We start from the raw sequence: 16,939 nt of genomic DNA, 5'->3' as shown, positions 1-16,939 counted from the left end.
TCATGGAGACATTTGACTACGCCGCCGTGGACACATCAGGCAAGCGCCAAACAGGATCCGTCGCAGCGCAAACGGCCCGCGACGCGCGTGATATTTTGCGCGGGCGACGCTTAACGCCCATAGACATAAAACTCGCCCGTCGGCAATCAGGCCGCGATTTCAATTTGGGTCAAATCAAACTCGACCGTAAAATCAGTCACAAAGATTTAACGCTCGCGACGCGTCAATTGGCTATCCTCATAGAGGCTTCGACACCGATTGAAGAAGCGCTAAAAATCACTGCTTTGCAGTTTGAAAAATCACCCATGCGGCAAGTCCTTCTCGACACGCGCACACGGGTGCTGGAAGGCGCTAAATTATCCGTTGCTTTACGCGCCCACCCCAAAGGGTTCAGCGCGCTTTACACCTCCATGGTGGCGTCTGGCGAAACCTCTGGACAGCTTGGGTCTGTCATGAACCGCTTGGCGATTGACCTGGAAGCGGCGCAAAAAATTCGCCGTAAAATCTTGGCTGCGACCGTATATCCAATGGTGTTAACCGTTGTTGCTTTGCTTGTCGTGGTGATCCTTATGGTCCTTGTGGTGCCCAAAGTTGTCGCGCAATTTGAAACTTTTGGGCAAGATTTACCAACGCTCACCAAGGCCGTCATTGGCCTCTCAAATTGGTTGCAAGCCTATGGTTTAATTGCGGGGTTTATTATCATTCTCTCGCTGTTCGGATTTTCGCAAAGTTTAAAGAAAGAGTCTATGCGATTGAAATGGCATGGTTTTATATTGCGTATTCCGATGATCGGGCGTCTCGTCCGTGATCTAAATACAGCCCGCTTTGCCCGCACGATATCAGGATTAATGGCATCAGGCACGCCGTCCCTCTTTGCGATGGAAACGGCGCGCCATACGCTCCGTAATGACGTGATGCGCGACGCCGTCGGCACCGCCGGCCTGCGTGTGCGCGAAGGAATGCCAATGTCAAAGGCCCTCAAACAATCCGCAATTTTTCCGCCGCTGGTCATACAAATGGTTGCAGGCGGTGAAGCGGGCGGTGACGTCGGGTCAATGTTTGCCAAATCAGCCGATTACCTAGAGGGCGAATTTGAAAGCACGACCACCGTCTTTCTTAGCCTTCTTGAACCGCTTATCATTATCGTTCTGGGAATCATTGTTCTATTAATTATCGGGGCCATTTTTCTACCTATTTTACGACTTAATACGCTCGCCTTTTAAGGAGGTTTCAATGTCTAAAAAATCACGTAAACAAGAGGCAGGGTTCACCCTTGTCGAGGTCATGGTGGTGATGGTCATCATCGGGCTGCTCGCGACATTTGTCGTGATTAATGTCCTGCCGTCTCAAGACAAAGCCATGGTGCAAAAAGCTAAAGGTGACATCAGATTGTTAGAGCAAGCGGTGGAAATGTACCGGCTTGATATGATGGATTACCCCGCACAAGACGCTGGCCTAAACGCACTCAAATCTGCGCCTGCTGGACTGTCCAATCCGTCGCTTTACCGCACGGGGGGGTATGTCAAATTCCTGCCAACTGATCCATGGGGCAATGATTATATTTATCGTTATCCCGGTGAGAATTCTGTTGTCGATATCTTGTCTTACGGCGCGGATGGCCAGCCGGGCGGCGAGGGACTAGCCGCCGATATTGTGAATTGGGAGCCGTAATATTTATGTGGCGCGCCGTTGGCATATCCAAGTCTTCGGGCTTTACGCTCATTGAGCTTTTGACGGTGCTCGTCATTATTGGCCTTATGTCTAGCGCCGTTGTCATGACATTGCCGCGCGACAAGCCAGCCGTGATAGCCGCTGCAACAACACTTCATACAGAGTTGAACATGGCGGCGCAAACTAGCCTTCTATCAGGTCAAGTAACGGCATTGTCTCTGTCAAAAGACGGCTACCACTTTCAAACGGCATCTGGTGACGACTGGACGGCCACCGCAGCAAAGCCGTGGCCAAGTAACATTCGCATTGAGTTTGCACGGGCGGAGCAGTCCATAGACCTCCCGCAACAGGCCCTTCCGCTGGTATTGTTTGACCCGACCGGGGGCGGAACCGCTTTTCGGCTCACCTTATCTGACATGGATAACGACATGGTGCTTACGGGCTCTGGCGACGGCACAGTCAGCTTGGTGAGTGGTTCATGAAGCCGTCTTGCAAAGACCAAGGATTTACCCTGATAGAGGTATTGGCCGCGCTACTGGTTTTTACGTTTGCCATTATTGGCCTCACCCATGCAGGCACGCAAAGCGCGCAGGGCGTGAGCGTTTTGGACGAAAAGATGCTGGGTGGGATTGTGGCCGATAATGTCCTTATCACCGCGCGTCGCGGCGTGGTCCAAACGGGCACTATGCGCGGCGAAAGCACTCAAATGGGTCGGGAATTTGCATATATACGTGAAATTAGTCCCGTGAATGACGGCGGATTATTTCGTATCACTGTTGATGTGCGTAAAAAATCTGCCGCTGAAGATGGGCAGGTCATAATCTCGCGTACAGCTTTTATGCGTGTTAAAACGGGGATCGGCTTATGAGCCGCCGCAGGACACAGGACACCGGCTTTACCCTCGTTGAGGTGCTGATTGCGCTGTTTATATTCTCTCTCATTTCCGTGGGGAGTGTATCTGCGCTGTCCTCCGCCATGAATGGCAAGGCGCAAATTGAGGCCAAATTAGACGCGATGACCGATATTCAACTCACGCGAACCCTTATGCAGGCAGATTTTGATGCCGTCATTTTAAGACCAACACGTGATAGCTTTGGCATGATGGAACCTTACGTTCTGCGCGGTGGTATCGATAATTTGATCAGTTTCACGCGCACGGGTCGCCCCAATCCAGGTGGTTTGGAGCGACGTGGTGATCTGCAACGCGTGAGTTACGTTTTTGAAGATGACCGCTTAATCCGCAGTTCGCTATCTCATGAAAACCCCGGCCAAAATACGGCCACGATTGACCGTGTTCTGCTCAATGATTTGGATGATGTCGACATAGTTTTTTTTACGCGCGGACAACAAACGGCGTGGCCAATCATTGAATTGGCACAAGGGAATGGAAATAATCTTATAGGCGCTCAGGTCACAATCACTTTTAAAGATGGCCGCATCTTAACCCAAGACTTTGAGCTGAGTTTATGAGCGGTAAGCCCCAATACAGAGCCAAAGATAAAGGCGCGGTCCTGCTGACAACCTTGCTGGTCATGAGCTTGATGGCGACTGTGGCTGTCTCTTTATTTGAAGACCTTCGCTTTGCGGTGAAACGCGCGGCAAATGTGCAGGCCTATGCCCAAGCCGATTGGTATCTGCGCGGGGCCGATGACGTTGCGCAAGATTATCTGGAACGACAATTAAAACAAATAGAACCGTCTGATTTAAATGCAGTTTTATACGCCGTAGAACCGATTATCTTTCCCATAGAGGGCGGTGAAATCAGCATGGCGTTGCATGACGGAGATAAATGCTTTTCCCTGTCTGCTCTTTTGACGTCGCCGGGCCGCATACAATTTAGACAGCTCTTAGAGGCGCTGGGATGGGACACATTATCGGCGGCTAGCCTAACGTCAAAGGCGGTCGATTGGATTGACGCGGGTAGCCAAGCCTTGCCCGATGGTGCCGAGGACTTTACCTATTTGGCGAAAGAGCCCGCGCACCGCACGGCCAATACACTCTTCACATCAGTATCAGAACTTCGCGCGATAGACGGGCTGACAGAGGCGTCTTATCAAGTCTTAAAACCCTATATCTGTGCGCGTCCAGAAATGGCCAAAAATAGTATCAATATCAATGCTTTGTCAGCGTTACATGCACCAGTTCTGGCGTCTGTTATTGGCAATGAAAACCGTATGGCGATTGCTCTGAAACTGATTAATGACCGTCCAGCGGCGGGTTATAATAGTGTTGAACAGCTACTTGGTGCGCCCGCTTTAAGCGATGTGAATAGTAAGAATATAGCGATTGAAACGCTCGATTTTGCCCCTAATCATATTTGGGCCGAAGTCACGGTTTCGCATGGGGACATCACGCGGCGCGGCGCATTTGAATATGATATTAGCAGCGGACAACCTATACGCATTTTCCGCCGAATGGGCCTAGACGTCCGTCGCGCAAAGTTGGTAGAGGAGCCGACATGAGCGCTGAATTAATTATTTTAATATCTGATAATCCAAAAGACAGCTGGATTTTTCTGCATGACGGCGTCGAGGGTATAGCGACATCACAGCCAGAAAAAGCAGCCCTAGCGGAGCTGTCAAACGGGCAAGCGCGCGTTATCATCAACGGCCAAAACGCGCGAATATTTATCCGCGATCTGCCAAACCTGCGGGGCAAAGACCGTCTCGCTGCGGCGGGGTTTGCAGTCGAAGACGGGATTGCGACAAGCTTAACTGATCATCATATTGCGATGTCTGTCATTGGGAATGACACACATATCGCTGTGGTTTCACATGATTATATGACCCGACTTCAAGACAGCCTTCGTGCGGCGGGACTGCGTTCAGACGCGATTTTTATTGATCATGATAGTCGGGCGGTCGACGCAGCCCCCGTTGTTTTAGATGGCCGTATTATTGTCGCCAAGCAATCCGCAAAAGACGAGCGCAATGACGCGCACAGCTTTACAATTGATAAGGATTGGGATGACGGTGAGTTTAAAGACGCTCCGATTATAACAGCGGCTAATTTTATGGCGACTGCGCGATTTGACGGCGCTGTCAACCTCGCCCAAGGCCGCTATGCTTTGCGCCGATCAACGGTTTCGTTTTCGGCTTGGGGCCGTGTCGCCGCATTATTGGCGGCGACATGTGCGGCGGGGCTGTTATGGCAAGCGTCAACAACGCGCGCGTTGAATTTACAAACGGCAGCCCTTCGGGTCGATACGGCTGCAATTTTCAGCCAAGCCACAGGGCAGGCGGCCCCTGCAAACCCTGCCTTGGCGGCAACACGGCTTGTTCAATCTAGCGGTGGGTCCAAAGTTGATTTTTTGACGCTATCAACGGCTTTGTTTGACACAATCGGTCGAATTGATGGTGTGATGATTGATGGTGTTCAATATGTGGCGGGGGGTAACCAACTTACCCTGCAAATTCTCTATCCCAATTTTGACACGGCCAGCCAGATTGAAACGCTGGCCCGCGAGGCTGGCTTTGCTTTCCAAGCGGGGGGTGTGCGCGAACAGGGCAGTGGTTTGCGAGGGGACGCTGTACTGACGCGCTTGGGTGATGCGCCGTGAATTATTTCGTCAATTTATCCCGCCGGGAACAATTATTAGTCATTACGGCGGGCGTTTTATTCGCTGTTTTTGCCCTATGGCAATTCGCACTCTCGCCTGTGATGACAGGCAAGGCACAAGCAGAATCCGCCCATGCGCATGCCTTGCGGGATATGGATATTGTCAGCCGGGCGGCGCCGCTTATCGGTCAAACAGGGGTGTCAAAGGCGCGCGCGGATTTTGATCGCGCCGCCGCTATTACACAGGCGGGTCAGGCTGGGCTGTCCATAACGCGCGTGCAACCGACGCCTGACGGGGATATTAAAATCTGGTTTGACGAAAGTCTATCGACTGATATTTACAGCTTCCTTTCACGCCTGACGCGGGATTATGCGGTCAGTATCGAGCGCGCGGATATAAAACGTAAGGACGGCGGCTTTGTGTCTGCGCAGATTACGCTTCGCAGCACATCGTAATGCGAAAACTGCGTGTTTTCTGGCTCGTACTGTCGATGATAGTCGCGGTGATATTGACAATCCCACTGCGGTGGGTCGCGCCCCTCATATTGCCAGAAGACAGCCCTATGGCTGTAACTTTCGGCGGGACGATTTGGAACGGTCATGCGGTGTTACCCGACGGTCAGGGCTACGTTGATATATCGACCAATGTGATGGATTGGGACACTGGCATAATGCAGTTTGAAACGCGCGGTGCACCGTTTATGGCAAAGGGCAATATTGGGTGGTCCGCCATGAAAAACATCCGCATTACCGCGCCCGTAGGAGCCTTGGCGATACGCGATGCGCGGCTTTACGGCCTGTCGGGGGACGTGAAAATCGGGCTGAGTAGACTGACCTTTCGCGACCCCTGTCAGGCAGACGGAACGATTGTTGTTCGCCGCGTAGCGATGGACTATCCAGATTGGTCTTGGCAAGGTCCAGATTTAACGGGACCTATTTCATGCCAGAATAAAGTTTTGATATTCAATATGACGGGGCAAGCAAAAAGTGGTGAAAATGGGGGCGGTGAATATGAGCGCGATGATATTAATATGACGCTAGGCGTTCACGCGAGCGGTCGTTACGATATTGACCTGAGTTTCATAACGCGAGAGGCGGGGGCTAATATTGCTTTGCCACTGTTGGGCTTTGATAATCAAAACGGGCGTTGGCAGCTAACAGAACGCGGGCAATGGACACCATGAAAAATTGTTTCGTAATCACCTTAATGTCTGCGGTCAGCCTCACAGCTTGCGCCACATCAGCCCCTGTAATTAGTACCCCAGACAGCCCTAAGCTTGAACGGCAAGAGCTAGCGCCCCAGACTTTAGCCATAGGCGAATGCGGGCTTTTTGTCTGGACGGCGGATGATGCGCGGCGGTTTATATTGTTTTCAAAGTCCCAAGACTTCACGGCTCTCTGGCAGGACGGCACAGCGCAAAGGGCTCTCGCGATTGACAGCCAAGACGGCACACCGACCCAAGGGCAGTTCCCATTGCAAACTTACGCTAACGGTATGACGCTTCGCCTGCAAAAGGCCCAATCGATTGACGGGGGGGCGCGTTACCGCGGCGGTACTTTGTCGATGAAAGATGAGCAAGGTTGGGAAAATATCACCCCCGTGATTGGCGTATCCACTTGCCGCTAGCGCCGCACAGCCGGTGTTTCAACCGTTAACCCTTGCGCCCGCGCGGCCAAATATAATTCCAAATTTAAATAATCATCAGACCCTAATGCGCGCGGCTCTGCCCGCACACCCAGGTCACAATCAGAAAGGCGGCGGTGCAGCGACCCGACAGATTCCCATTCAAAACGGTAAGCGGGAAAGCCGTTGCCATGTCCTTGGCTGACCGTATCGCCGCGCAGTTTTTGTCCCCAGTGATTATTATGGCATTGCGCGCAAGAGAGATTAAATTGCCCGCGGCGCGTGTAGAAATAGTCGCGCCCTGCCGAATAAAACTCCGCTGCGGGGCCTGTAATATCCACGGATATTGGCAAGCCTTTGCTTTTATTGGCGACAAAGGTGGTTAGGGACAATAGCGCGTCACTTTCATAAGGCAGGGGCGTTGTGTTCATCAGCTCAACACGGCACTGATTAATCTGACCTTCCAAATTAATTAATTTACCGTCTTTCATCTTAGGAAATGTTGCAGCGATCCCCGTCATGGCGTCAGCGCTGTGACAAGCTTGGCAGTCCTGCGCAAACATCGCTGCGCCCCGCTCAGCCCATAAAAGACCGGGGTTTGAAAAATCATCATCTTGCAGAGCCTGCGTGTCAGCCGTTAGAAATGCGTAACCAGATTTTATAGGTGTTGGAAATGCGTCCTCTATGACTTCGCTTTTGGGACTGCAAGCGGCGAGCCATAGCGCAAAAATCACCCAAAAGATCCGCATTAACGCACAACAATATCGCGTGTATCGGTGAATATTTCGCCGCCTTGTTCTGTCCAAGCAAAGGTGATGGGCCCAGAGTTACGGGCGCGCAAATAAAACGTCAGGATAGGATTGGCCGATACACCGGGGCCAAAATCAGCGCGAAAGACCGTCTGGCCGTCATATTCACATTCAAATCTGGTAATGATATTGCGCGGAATGGCTTCGCCGCGATTATCACGGCGGTACCCTGACTCCATGGCGTGGGCGATCATAGCTTTGATCTCTATAATCTCATCGCGCGCGGCGTTTTCTGGAACTTTGATGCGGATTTGGGACATCTTTATAACACCACACAAGCAGCAAGGGTGACGACCGCTTTGGCGGTGCCAGCGTGTAATGTCCCGTCGTTCATTTCTGCAACAGCGGTGAGGATTTGTGACCCGCCAAGGCGTATGCGTGTGTCCACTTTCGCCCGTCCAGAGGCAGGCGTCAGAGTAAAGCTCACGACCTCGGCGACCGGGTTGCGTTCTGAAATAATCACGATGCGTTTAACAAAATTATCAACTGTCATCGGGCTTTTGACGGTCACGCGACACGGCACAGAATAGCCATTTTCCGCAATGGGCGGAATGGTGATGGTCACGCCGCTATAATCGATCTCGCGTTCACCAAAAACGGCCTTTATGCGCGACAATCGCTCTGCAGTGGCAAAGACCGCAGTTGGGAGGGCGGATAGCGCGATGCTGATACTGCCTGCTTTTAACATGTCGCGCCGACTAAAGCTCATTGCATCTCTCCACCCATTGGGGTCGTAGTCTTTAAGGCCGTAAGATAGGCGATAATGTCTTCAATGTCTTGCGCCGATAGCACTGTTTGCCCTGCGTGGTTTTGTCCGACTTGGGTCAGGCCTTGCGTGCGAAAATAAGACGGCATGGTGGCGCCTGGCACCACAGCGTCATAATCGACAATACGCAGTCGTAGCTGCGCAGGCGAAAGTCGGTCAGCCACACCGTCGAGCGTCGGGCCAAGATTGCCTTGAAACTCTGCGCTTAATCCGGTGACGCGGTGGCATAAAATACAGTGCCCTTGCTCTCGCGTGATGAACAGCGCTTCTCCGCGCGCGGGATCTCCTGCGGTCTTGGTCAGTGGTGTTGGCATGGTGTCACCGATGACGGTGCGGTCGCTCCCACACCCCACAAGAAACAGCACTACAAACGCTAAAAGGGCTCTCATCCGAAGGCGTCTTGCGTTATCGCTGTAAACCAATCGGCGGCTTGGATGGCTTCAGCTTTGCGACTGGTTCGGGGATTATCGAGCGCGCTTGTCCCGCCTGCGCCCTGAACTTGCGTAAATTGCCCGTCGTTATTTTGATAGACACCGGTGATTGATACGGCAGTGTCAGGTGTGACGTAAGAGTAACATGTGTTGGTCAATGTGGTTGGTTCCGTAGCTAGGCCAGAGAGCAACCGTGCGACCGCTATCGCGCAGAGCTTGCCTTGCAAATTAGCGGCAAAAGCGGATTTGGGCATGGGAGTCGCAATAGCAGCGTCGCCAATGACGTGAATATTGTCTTGCAGGCGGCTTTCAAAACTTGTGGCATCAATCGGGCACCATCCTGTGCTATCAGTGACACCAGATTTTGCAGCAATGCTGCCCGCCATTTGCGGCGGAATTATATTGGCGACATCGGCCTTTATCGTCTCGAAATCGGTGAAGACGGCTCTCGTGTCGGCATCCACGCGGGACACGATACCGTCATCTGCAGATCCACGCCATTCAATCAAATCACCGTAATGCTCCGCCCATGCTTGCTCAAACAGGGCCTGTTTTGAAAAGCTGTTTTTGGCATCAAGGATGATAAGCTTGCTGCGCGGCTTTTGCGTTTTAAGATAATACGCAATCAAGCTGGCGCGTTCATAGGGACCGGGCGGGCAGCGGTAGGGCGCACGCGGCACAGATATCACACATATTCCGCCGTTTTCCATCGCTTGCAATTGTGCGGCGAGGAATTGGCTTTGTTGTCCCGCCGTCCATCCATGCGGCATATGGGTTGCTGCGGCCTCATTATAACCCTCAATCGCGCCCCATCGCATATTAATGCCGGGCGACATAATCAGGCGGTCATAGGGCACACTATGTTGCGCGTTCGATAGTCGAACAGTTTGTTTGACCGGATCAATATCGGTGGCTTTATCTTGAATGACAGTGATGCCTCGCGCGCGCAGTCCGTCATAATGAAAATGCTGGGCCGTGATGTCGCGTTCGCCGCTGACCACTAAATTACTAAAAGGGCAGGCGATATACCGGTCCTTGGGTTCTATCAGCGTGACCTCAATATTGGGCGTAACGTCGCGCAGCATCTGCGCCGCACTGGCCCCGCCAAAGCCGCCGCCAATGATGACAACGCGAGCCTTTGTTTTGGCCAATAACGGTGACGGCATTAGGGGCAGGGCGGCAAGACCTGCGATGATATGACGGCGCGATAAACTCATTCAGCCGCCCCTAAATAACCTGCAATCAGGGTAATATCATTATCAGATAATCCGCGCGCATAACGGTGCATAACGCTATCACCGCGGCTGGTTTGATACGATGTCAGGCTCTCATGCAGGGCCGCTTCGCTCCATCCTGATAGGTTTACGACAAGACTACCGCCGCCGTGACATCCCGAACAACTGGCCGATAATGTCGCGGCTTTGGACAATGTATCCCGGGGCAGTTCGTCTGGTTCCGCCTGCACAGCGGGCTGGCAGGCGGTGACAATGAAGGCTGCGATGAAAGCGAATTTACGCACCGCGTAGATTTGTATCCTTAATCGGGAGCGAGCGCACACGCCGCCCTGTCGCGGCATAAATTGCATTCATTACGGCGGGCGCGGCCACGGCAATTGTCGGTTCACCCACGCCGCCCCAAAATCCGCCAGACGGCATGATAACAGTTTCGACCTCTGGCATATCCTTAATCGTCATAGACGGATAGCTGTTGAAATTTGTCTCTTGCACTTGACCGTCTTTATAAGTGATTTCGTCATAGAGCATGGCAGACAGGCCGTAGACAAAGCTGCCCTCGACTTGGGCTTCGATCTGGTTGGGGTTGACCGCATGACCGGGATCTGTGGCGGCCGTAATCTTATGCATTTTCAGCACTCCGTCATCCGACACCGTGACCGCTGCACAGGCCGCGACGTATGCGCCAAATCCGTAGATACAGGCCAGACCGCGCGACAGACCGTCATCATTGCCCCAGCCGCCTTTTTCCGCCGCAGCGCGTAGGACGGCGGCCATTTCCGGATGGTTACCCATCATGGACAGGCGAAATTCGAGAGGATCACGGCCCGCTTCAACGGCCATTTCATCAAGGAAACAATCGAGATATATCGTATTTTGGTTCAGGTTTACCCCCCGCCAAAATCCGGGACGAATGGGCGGATTGCGCATAGCGTGATGGATTTTGAAATTCGGAAAGGTGTATTTCAACGTCTGGTCTTCGACCCGCGGATCCACGCCACTGGGCAGCAGCCCTTGGAAGGTCGCAAAGTCAGCCCCATTAGCCAGCGCTTGCGGCATTAGCGCGGCCAAAATTGACTGGCCAGAGATTTTCAAATCAAGCGCGGTCATATTACCGTCAGCATCCAAACCGCCGCGAATTTTCGCTTTGGTTATGGGATGATAAAAGCCCTGCATCTGGTCTTCTTCACGCGACCAGAGGAGCTTGATATGTGTGCCGGGCATTTCCTTGGCGAGTTTCACGGCTTGCTCGACATAATCATTCATGCCCTTGCGGCCAAAACCACCGCCTAGGGTCAGTTTATAGACGTCGCATTGCTCAATCGGCAGGCCCGAGGCATTGGCCACAGCGCCCAGTGCGGCTTCACCGTTTTGCGTTGGGCACCAAACCTCGCATTTATCCGCGGTCCAAAGTGCAGTCGCATTCATCGGCTCCATTGGGGCGTGGTTTAATGTAGGATAGCTATAGTCTGACTCGATGATTTTAGAGGCGGCCTTAAAGCCAGCCTCAATATCGCCGCCCATATTGCCGGGAAATGTCTTTTCAGCCGTCAGTCCTTCATCAAGGAGTGCGTTAACGTCATCAGAAGAATAGTTGGCATATTCTCCGCCGTCCCATTCAATTGGCATGGCCTCAATCGCGCTATTGGCTTGCCACCACGTGTTGGCAATGACGGCCACTGTGCGGTCATCAATTTTGACGACTTTGCGCACCCCTGCCATATCGGCAATCGCGGCCTCGTCATAACTTTTCAACGTCCCGCCCAATATGGGGCAGGCTTTGACAGAGGCGTTAAGCATGCCGGGGAAGGTCAAGTCGGTGCCGTATTGGAGCGCGCCGGTTAGCTTATCCGCTGTATCGAGACGTTTCTTGGGCTCGCCAATAATGTCCCAGTCTTTTGCGTCTTTTAGGGTGACCTCAAGCGGTGGGGCCAGCAAAGCCGCCGATTCTGCCAACTCGCCATATGTTTTTGATTTATTGCCGTAGCTGACTACGCCGTTTTTCACAGAGCAGTCTGCCGGCGTGACGCCCCATTCATTGGCCGCCGCCTCAATCAGCATCATGCGCGCCGCTGCGCCGCCTTCGCGGACATATTGGTGAGAGCCGCGTAAGCCTTGGCTACCGCCTGTGGAATAGCTACCCCAAACACGTTCGCGTTTTAGGTTTTCGCCCGGTGTGGGATATTCAATGGTGACATTGTTCCAGTCACATTCGAGTTCTTCGGCGACTAATTGCGCCAAACCTGTCGATGTGCCTTGGCCCATTTCAGAGCGCGCAATACGCACAGTGACAGTATCATCGCGTCCGATATGCACCCATGCGTTCACCTCTGGCAGGGGAGGACCGTCAACTTTGGGGGCCTCGCCTGGCGCGCATCCACCGAGGACACCGAGGGTGAGGCCTGCGCCAACCGCACCTGTGCCGACAATAAAGCCGCGCCGCGATAAATTGGTCGCTGCAGCGGTTTGCTTAAACTCTGGAAACATTGTGTTGATAAGCTTGTTCATCCTGCGCTCCTACAATTTCGTCTTGGCAAGGTGGATGCCCTTGCGCACACGGGCAAATGTGCCGCAGCGACAGATATTGGTAATCTGCGCGTCAATGTCCTCATCAGTCGCCTCTGGGTTTTCAGCCAAAAGCGCCGAGACCGCCATCATCATGCCAGGTTGGCAATATCCGCATTGCGGAATGTCGAGTTCTGCCCAAGCCTGTTGCACAGGGTGATCGCCCTCTTTTGACAAGCCTTCGATTGTCGTGATGACCTCGCCGTCTTCAACGACGCCGACCGGGTAGACGCAAGAGCGCACAGCCGCCCCGTCAATATGCACGGTGCAAGCGCCGCAGGCCGCAATACCGCAGCCATATTTCGTGCCGGTTAATCCCAATTGTTCGCGCAGAGCCCACAGCAAGGGCGTGTCTTCATCCCCGTCAAAGTTCACCGTTTTTCCATTTACATTTAGCTTTTTCATGGGACTCTCCTCGACGACTTTAGCGCTTTTATAATAGCTACGTAGCACAGCTCGATATGATTGCGAAATTCATCTTTTTGTGAAGGCAAAATTTTGACGACCTCTGCTGACAATTGTCAACGCAATGCAAGGCCTGTGATTCCATTTTGGTATCAGTGGAACTAAAGGGGATTATTATGGAAACGCTCGAGATTTTACGCTGGCTGCATATTCTGGCGATGGTTTATTGGTTGGGCGGTGAATGGGGCGTGTTTCAGACGTCTTATAAAGTCGTCAATCCGGCGCTGTCTTATGATGAACGTATGCGTCATATGGATACGGCCTACCGCATTGATATTATGGCGCGAACGGGCATCATATCCCTTCTGCCACTTGGTTTGCACATGGGTTATATTTGGGGTGTGCAGCCTCTCGGTGGTGGATGGCTGATTGGCATGTGGATTGTTTATGCCGCTTGGTTTGCCTTGACATGGGCCGCGTTTTTTAATCGCGGGAAGCCTATTTCTGACACGCTGTATAGAATAGAAGATTGGACGCGTTATCTCTTGATACCAACACTGATCATTGTGGGTTTGACCTCACTTCTTGGTATGGGGCCACTGGCTGGTGGTGATGGTGAAAAATGGTATGCTGCCAAGGTTCTGACCTTTGGCTTGGCGCTCATCATCGGCGTTATATTGCGCCTTGTTATGCATGAATGGCAAACGCAGTTCCGTGTGCTGGCTGACGGGCCAAACCCAGCGATTGAGGCCCGCCTTGCTAAATCGATAGCGGTTGGTCGTGGCGTTGCCTATTTTTACTGGATTTTAATTGCGGGCACAGGGTTTTTAGGCGCGGTTAAACCGTTCTAAAGCGGTAAATAACACTCGCTTTTTTGAACGAATTTTGGGATGGTTTGTCCCATGTTATCCGAATATACGCCAGAAACTGAACTAGATGCCGTCCTTGATACAATGGTGGACGGCGTCATCATGATTGACAATGCGGGTCTTATCCAACGTTACAATCCTGCGTGTCAGCAGATTTTTGGCTACGACCGGGACGAGGTTTTGGGGCAGAACATTCGAATGTTAATGCCTGATCCCTACCGCAAAGACCATGACGATTATATTGCCAATTACCAAGCCACAGGGGATGCCAAAATCATTGGCATTGGTCGCGATGTCCAGGGCCAACGTAAAAATGGTGATGTGTTTCCCATGTATTTATCTGTGGGTGAATTACCGTCCAAAGGCAGTCGCGCCTTTGTTGGAATCATCCGCGATTTGTCCCAAGAGGCGGCGCAAAAGAAAAAATACGATCAACTCCAACAGAGCCATTTTCACCTCTCGCGCGTGGCTGCGATGGACCAAATGGGCTCTGCGATTGCGCATGAGCTAAACCAACCCTTAAGCGCGATAATGAATTACCTCCAAGCGGGTTTGGTCGGCATAGAAAGCGGCAAAGCGCCAGACACTGAAAAGCTGTCGATGATTATGACAAAGTCATCTGAACAGGCAGAGCGGGCGGCGCGAATATTATCGCGCCTGCGCCGTTTTATTGAGACAGGTGACACAGATAAAGACATAAAACCGATTACCGATATTGTGCAAACCGCAATTGATTTGACCCTGCCGAGTTTTAAAAACAGCGGCATCGTCTTGATCAAAGAGATTGCAGAAGACCTCCCGCAGGCCCTTGTGAGTGATGTTCAAATCCAACAAGTGCTGGTTAATCTTATCCGTAATGCCTGCGAAGCGATGGCGGATAGCCCGCAAAAGAGGCTGACCGTGTCGGTAAATTATGCTGATAACAACGCGTTGATTGTCGGTATATCGGACACAGGTAAAGGCATGTCAGATGATGAATATGAGGAACTTTACAAGCCGTTTTCATCCACAAAAGACGACGGCCTTGGGGTTGGCCTTTCCATTAGTCAGACCATAATTGCCAATCATGAAGGCCGACTTTGGGCGGAGCGTAACACACCCATCGGCACGCGGTTTTTCTTTAGCCTGCCAGTTTCTGGCGAGTAACCTATTGAGTTTATGACGCTTATGTCCAAAGTCGTTTATATCGTTGATGATGACCCTGCCATTCGGGATAGCCTAACCATGCTGCTTGATGTGCATGGCTATGATGTGGTTAGTTTTGTGGATGGTGAGGCGTTTTTACAAAGTGACATGGCGGCCATCACAGGACCGATAATGCTGGATGTCCGAATGCCAGGCCGCGACGGTTTACAGGTCTTGACCGAGGCCTTAGCGGAGTTACCGCGCCTACAAATTATCATGATGAGCGGGCACGGCGACATTGCGATGGCCGTCCGCGCGCTCAAAAAAGGGGCCATTGATTTTATCGAAAAACCGTTCCAAGCCGCCGAAATCCTCCGCTCAATAGAGCTTGGTTTTTCTAATATGGCTGTGCAAACAGCACCCAATATCCCCGCACCCGTCGCAAGTGCAAAACTTGATAAATTAACACCAAGAGAGCGCGAAGTGATGGATCACCTGGTATTGGGCAAGCCAAATAAAATCATTGCCTCTGACCTTGGCCTCTCTGTACGGACCGTGGAAACGCATCGTGCGCGGCTCTTGTCGAAGTTAGAAATCCGCTCGCTTTCAGATTTAGTCCGTCTCTCGCTCGCGGCGCAATAATATTGCATCTTTGTTATTTTTGACTGCCGTCAATTTGTGGACATCACATCAGTTTATGGATGGGATGAACAATTGATTAGGTTACGTCATGAACGTCATCAGCTATCCGCGAACGATTTTTATCGTTGGCGGTGATACAGCTTTGTCGCATTCCACCCAGTTTTTACTGGAAACGCGGAACTATAAGGTAAATTTAGTGACCAAGGCTGAAGGGTTTTGCTTTCATACCGTTTGCAAAGAGCATGACATTGTTTTGCTAGATTTGAACGCAGCTGACCCGGCGGCGTATAAACTTCTGAACCGATTGATGTTCGCGCCAAAGCGTCCCTCGATTGTGGTCATGACGGGGTCTGATAAGATTTTGCGCCCCGATGATTGTTTTCCGGGCGAGCGTATCCGTGTTCTAGTACAGCCCGTGACGCCTGACGCTTTGCTGCGTACCGTTGAAATGTCTGGCTAGGCTATTAGTGTCTTTCGTGCGTTAGTGTGCGTAATAATACTTACGTAGTTTTGCGAACTATTTTTTCCGTCATGATTTCTTATGGTCAACGCATAATAAAAGGCGGGACCATGCCACAGACTATAAGACAAGCGTCAACAACGACGCCCGATGATAATTACAGCGCAACTTTTCGTTCGCGCGGACGGGTGCATCCCAATCATACAGTGATTTATCACCAAGGCGATAAAGTCGACGGCTTTTACCGCGTCAACAGCGGCGTTGTGATGGTTTTTCGTCTGTTAGAAGACAGCCAACGTCAGATCTCTGGCTTTTACACAGAAGGTGACTTTTTTGGCCTCAGCGCGGATGAACATTATCACGATACGGCGACAACGGTTGCCACGTCCAATATCGTTTGCCTGACCATGGCTGATGTTCGCCAGAGCCTGGAGCTACAACAAGAGCTATTTGCGATTACCTGCGGGCAACTGGAATCGGCGCAAACGCTGATTACAACACTGACAAAGAAAACAGCCTCTGAGAAAGTTGCGACCTTTCTTTTGATGCTGGCCGATCGGCAAAAACGCAGCGGCGAAGAATTTGATATTCGCTTGCCCATGAGCCGCCTTGATATCGCGGATTATCTGGGGCTTAGCATTGAAACGGTTAGCCGTCGCCTGACCGCGTTAAAGGCGCAAGGTGTGATAACGCTGCCAGATCGTAACACTGCGCGTGTCTGCCAGTTCTCAAAGCTTTCTGAAATGGCCGGAGCACAATAATCAGGAGCGCAATAATTGGGT

At 51.9% G+C, this 16,939-nt stretch carries 23 protein-coding genes; 15 read left to right on the top strand and 8 right to left on the bottom strand.

Features of this window, described 5'->3' with window-relative positions:
* The first annotated feature begins 2 nt into the window (after positions 1 to 2).
* The 10 genes from gspF to AB6B37_RS10410 all read left to right on the top strand — a co-directional run bounded on the left by gspF (position 3) and on the right by AB6B37_RS10410 (position 6,856).
* Positions 3 to 1,223, top strand: coding sequence for a type II secretion system inner membrane protein GspF (gspF, locus tag AB6B37_RS10455; protein WP_371395730.1), 1,221 nt, complete (start codon positions 3 to 5; stop codon positions 1,221 to 1,223).
* Between the two features lie 10 nt (positions 1,224 to 1,233).
* A complete protein-coding gene (gene gspG, locus AB6B37_RS10450; RefSeq protein WP_371395728.1) occupies positions 1,234 to 1,671 on the top strand; it encodes a type II secretion system major pseudopilin GspG in 438 nt (145 codons plus the stop codon).
* 5 nt (positions 1,672 to 1,676) lie between these two features.
* Positions 1,677 to 2,153, top strand: a complete 477-nt coding sequence (locus AB6B37_RS10445; RefSeq protein WP_371395726.1) for a GspH/FimT family pseudopilin — start codon at positions 1,677 to 1,679, stop codon at positions 2,151 to 2,153.
* On the top strand, positions 2,150 to 2,539 hold the full coding sequence (gene gspI, locus AB6B37_RS10440) for a type II secretion system minor pseudopilin GspI (RefSeq protein ID WP_371395724.1): 390 nt from the start codon (positions 2,150 to 2,152) through the stop codon (positions 2,537 to 2,539). The genes AB6B37_RS10445 and gspI overlap by 4 nt, the downstream gene beginning before the upstream one ends.
* The gene (gspJ, locus tag AB6B37_RS10435; protein WP_371395723.1) at positions 2,536 to 3,141 is read left to right on the top strand and encodes a type II secretion system minor pseudopilin GspJ; all 606 of its coding nucleotides are present in this window, start codon (positions 2,536 to 2,538) and stop codon (positions 3,139 to 3,141) included. Before gspI ends, gspJ begins: the two co-directional genes overlap by 4 nt.
* Positions 3,138 to 4,133 carry a type II secretion system minor pseudopilin GspK gene (gspK, locus tag AB6B37_RS10430; RefSeq protein WP_371395722.1) on the top strand — a complete coding sequence of 332 codons (996 nt, stop codon included), beginning with the start codon at positions 3,138 to 3,140 and terminating at the stop codon, positions 4,131 to 4,133. The genes gspJ and gspK overlap by 4 nt, the downstream gene beginning before the upstream one ends.
* Positions 4,130 to 5,230: a type II secretion system protein GspL gene (gspL, locus tag AB6B37_RS10425; protein ID WP_371395721.1), complete on the top strand. Its 1,101-nt coding sequence runs from the start codon at positions 4,130 to 4,132 to the stop codon at positions 5,228 to 5,230. Before gspK ends, gspL begins: the two co-directional genes overlap by 4 nt.
* A complete protein-coding gene (gene gspM / locus AB6B37_RS10420; protein ID WP_371395720.1) occupies positions 5,227 to 5,685 on the top strand; it encodes a type II secretion system protein GspM in 459 nt (152 codons plus the stop codon). Before gspL ends, gspM begins: the two co-directional genes overlap by 4 nt.
* 107 nt (positions 5,686 to 5,792) lie before the next feature.
* Positions 5,793 to 6,413, top strand: a complete 621-nt coding sequence (gspN, locus tag AB6B37_RS10415; protein WP_371395719.1) for a type II secretion system protein N — start codon at positions 5,793 to 5,795, stop codon at positions 6,411 to 6,413.
* Positions 6,410 to 6,856 (top strand): hypothetical protein, encoded by a 447-nt coding sequence (locus AB6B37_RS10410; protein WP_371395718.1) that lies wholly within the window; start codon positions 6,410 to 6,412, stop codon positions 6,854 to 6,856. Before gspN ends, AB6B37_RS10410 begins: the two co-directional genes overlap by 4 nt.
* Here AB6B37_RS10410 and soxA read toward each other — a convergent pair.
* From soxA to AB6B37_RS10370, 8 genes are read right to left on the bottom strand one after another with little or no spacing between them, the layout of a single operon-like run.
* Positions 6,853 to 7,602 (bottom strand): sulfur oxidation c-type cytochrome SoxA, encoded by a 750-nt coding sequence (gene soxA, locus AB6B37_RS10405; RefSeq protein WP_371395717.1) that lies wholly within the window; start codon positions 7,600 to 7,602, stop codon positions 6,853 to 6,855. The genes AB6B37_RS10410 and soxA overlap by 4 nt on opposite strands.
* Positions 7,602 to 7,922 (bottom strand): thiosulfate oxidation carrier complex protein SoxZ, encoded by a 321-nt coding sequence (soxZ, locus tag AB6B37_RS10400; RefSeq protein WP_371395716.1) that lies wholly within the window; start codon positions 7,920 to 7,922, stop codon positions 7,602 to 7,604. The genes soxA and soxZ overlap by 1 nt, the downstream gene beginning before the upstream one ends.
* A 2-nt stretch (positions 7,923 to 7,924) precedes the next feature.
* Entirely contained in the window at positions 7,925 to 8,371 is a 447-nt protein-coding gene (locus AB6B37_RS10395; protein WP_371395715.1) for a thiosulfate oxidation carrier protein SoxY, read from the bottom strand.
* Complete coding sequence (gene soxX, locus AB6B37_RS10390; RefSeq protein ID WP_371395714.1) at positions 8,368 to 8,817, bottom strand: sulfur oxidation c-type cytochrome SoxX; 450 nt, start codon at positions 8,815 to 8,817, stop codon at positions 8,368 to 8,370. The genes AB6B37_RS10395 and soxX overlap by 4 nt, the downstream gene beginning before the upstream one ends.
* A complete protein-coding gene (locus AB6B37_RS10385) occupies positions 8,814 to 10,076 on the bottom strand; it encodes an FCSD flavin-binding domain-containing protein (RefSeq protein WP_371395713.1) in 1,263 nt (420 codons plus the stop codon). Before AB6B37_RS10385 ends, soxX begins: the two co-directional genes overlap by 4 nt.
* Positions 10,073 to 10,378 carry a cytochrome c gene (locus AB6B37_RS10380; protein ID WP_371395712.1) on the bottom strand — a complete coding sequence of 102 codons (306 nt, stop codon included), beginning with the start codon at positions 10,376 to 10,378 and terminating at the stop codon, positions 10,073 to 10,075. Before AB6B37_RS10380 ends, AB6B37_RS10385 begins: the two co-directional genes overlap by 4 nt.
* Entirely contained in the window at positions 10,371 to 12,599 is a 2,229-nt protein-coding gene (locus AB6B37_RS10375) for a molybdopterin cofactor-binding domain-containing protein (RefSeq protein WP_371395711.1), read from the bottom strand. Before AB6B37_RS10375 ends, AB6B37_RS10380 begins: the two co-directional genes overlap by 8 nt.
* Positions 12,600 to 12,608: 9 nt before the next feature.
* Positions 12,609 to 13,061, bottom strand: a complete 453-nt coding sequence (locus AB6B37_RS10370) for a (2Fe-2S)-binding protein (RefSeq protein WP_371395710.1) — start codon at positions 13,059 to 13,061, stop codon at positions 12,609 to 12,611.
* A 176-nt stretch (positions 13,062 to 13,237) separates the two neighbouring features.
* Between AB6B37_RS10370 and AB6B37_RS10365 the strand changes: the two genes are divergently transcribed.
* The 5 genes from AB6B37_RS10365 (at position 13,238) to AB6B37_RS10345 (ending at position 16,918) form a co-directional block, all read left to right on the top strand.
* Complete coding sequence (locus AB6B37_RS10365) at positions 13,238 to 13,912, top strand: hypothetical protein (RefSeq protein ID WP_371395709.1); 675 nt, start codon at positions 13,238 to 13,240, stop codon at positions 13,910 to 13,912.
* A 51-nt stretch (positions 13,913 to 13,963) separates the two neighbouring features.
* The gene (locus AB6B37_RS10360; protein WP_371395708.1) at positions 13,964 to 15,076 is read left to right on the top strand and encodes a nitrogen regulation protein NR(II); all 1,113 of its coding nucleotides are present in this window, start codon (positions 13,964 to 13,966) and stop codon (positions 15,074 to 15,076) included.
* Positions 15,077 to 15,088: 12 nt separating this feature from the next.
* Positions 15,089 to 15,697, top strand: a complete 609-nt coding sequence (locus AB6B37_RS10355) for a response regulator transcription factor (protein ID WP_371395707.1) — start codon at positions 15,089 to 15,091, stop codon at positions 15,695 to 15,697.
* Positions 15,698 to 15,785: 88 nt separating this feature from the next.
* A complete protein-coding gene (locus AB6B37_RS10350; RefSeq protein WP_371395706.1) occupies positions 15,786 to 16,157 on the top strand; it encodes a hypothetical protein in 372 nt (123 codons plus the stop codon).
* A 110-nt stretch (positions 16,158 to 16,267) separates the two neighbouring features.
* Positions 16,268 to 16,918, top strand: a complete 651-nt coding sequence (locus tag AB6B37_RS10345) for a helix-turn-helix domain-containing protein (RefSeq protein WP_371395705.1) — start codon at positions 16,268 to 16,270, stop codon at positions 16,916 to 16,918.
* Positions 16,919 to 16,939: the final 21 nt, after the last annotated feature.

The organism is Fretibacter rubidus (genome assembly GCF_041429785.1).
Lineage (GTDB): Bacteria > Pseudomonadota > Alphaproteobacteria > Caulobacterales > Maricaulaceae > Fretibacter > Fretibacter rubidus.
This window is presented reverse-complemented; position numbering and strand designations above follow the sequence as displayed.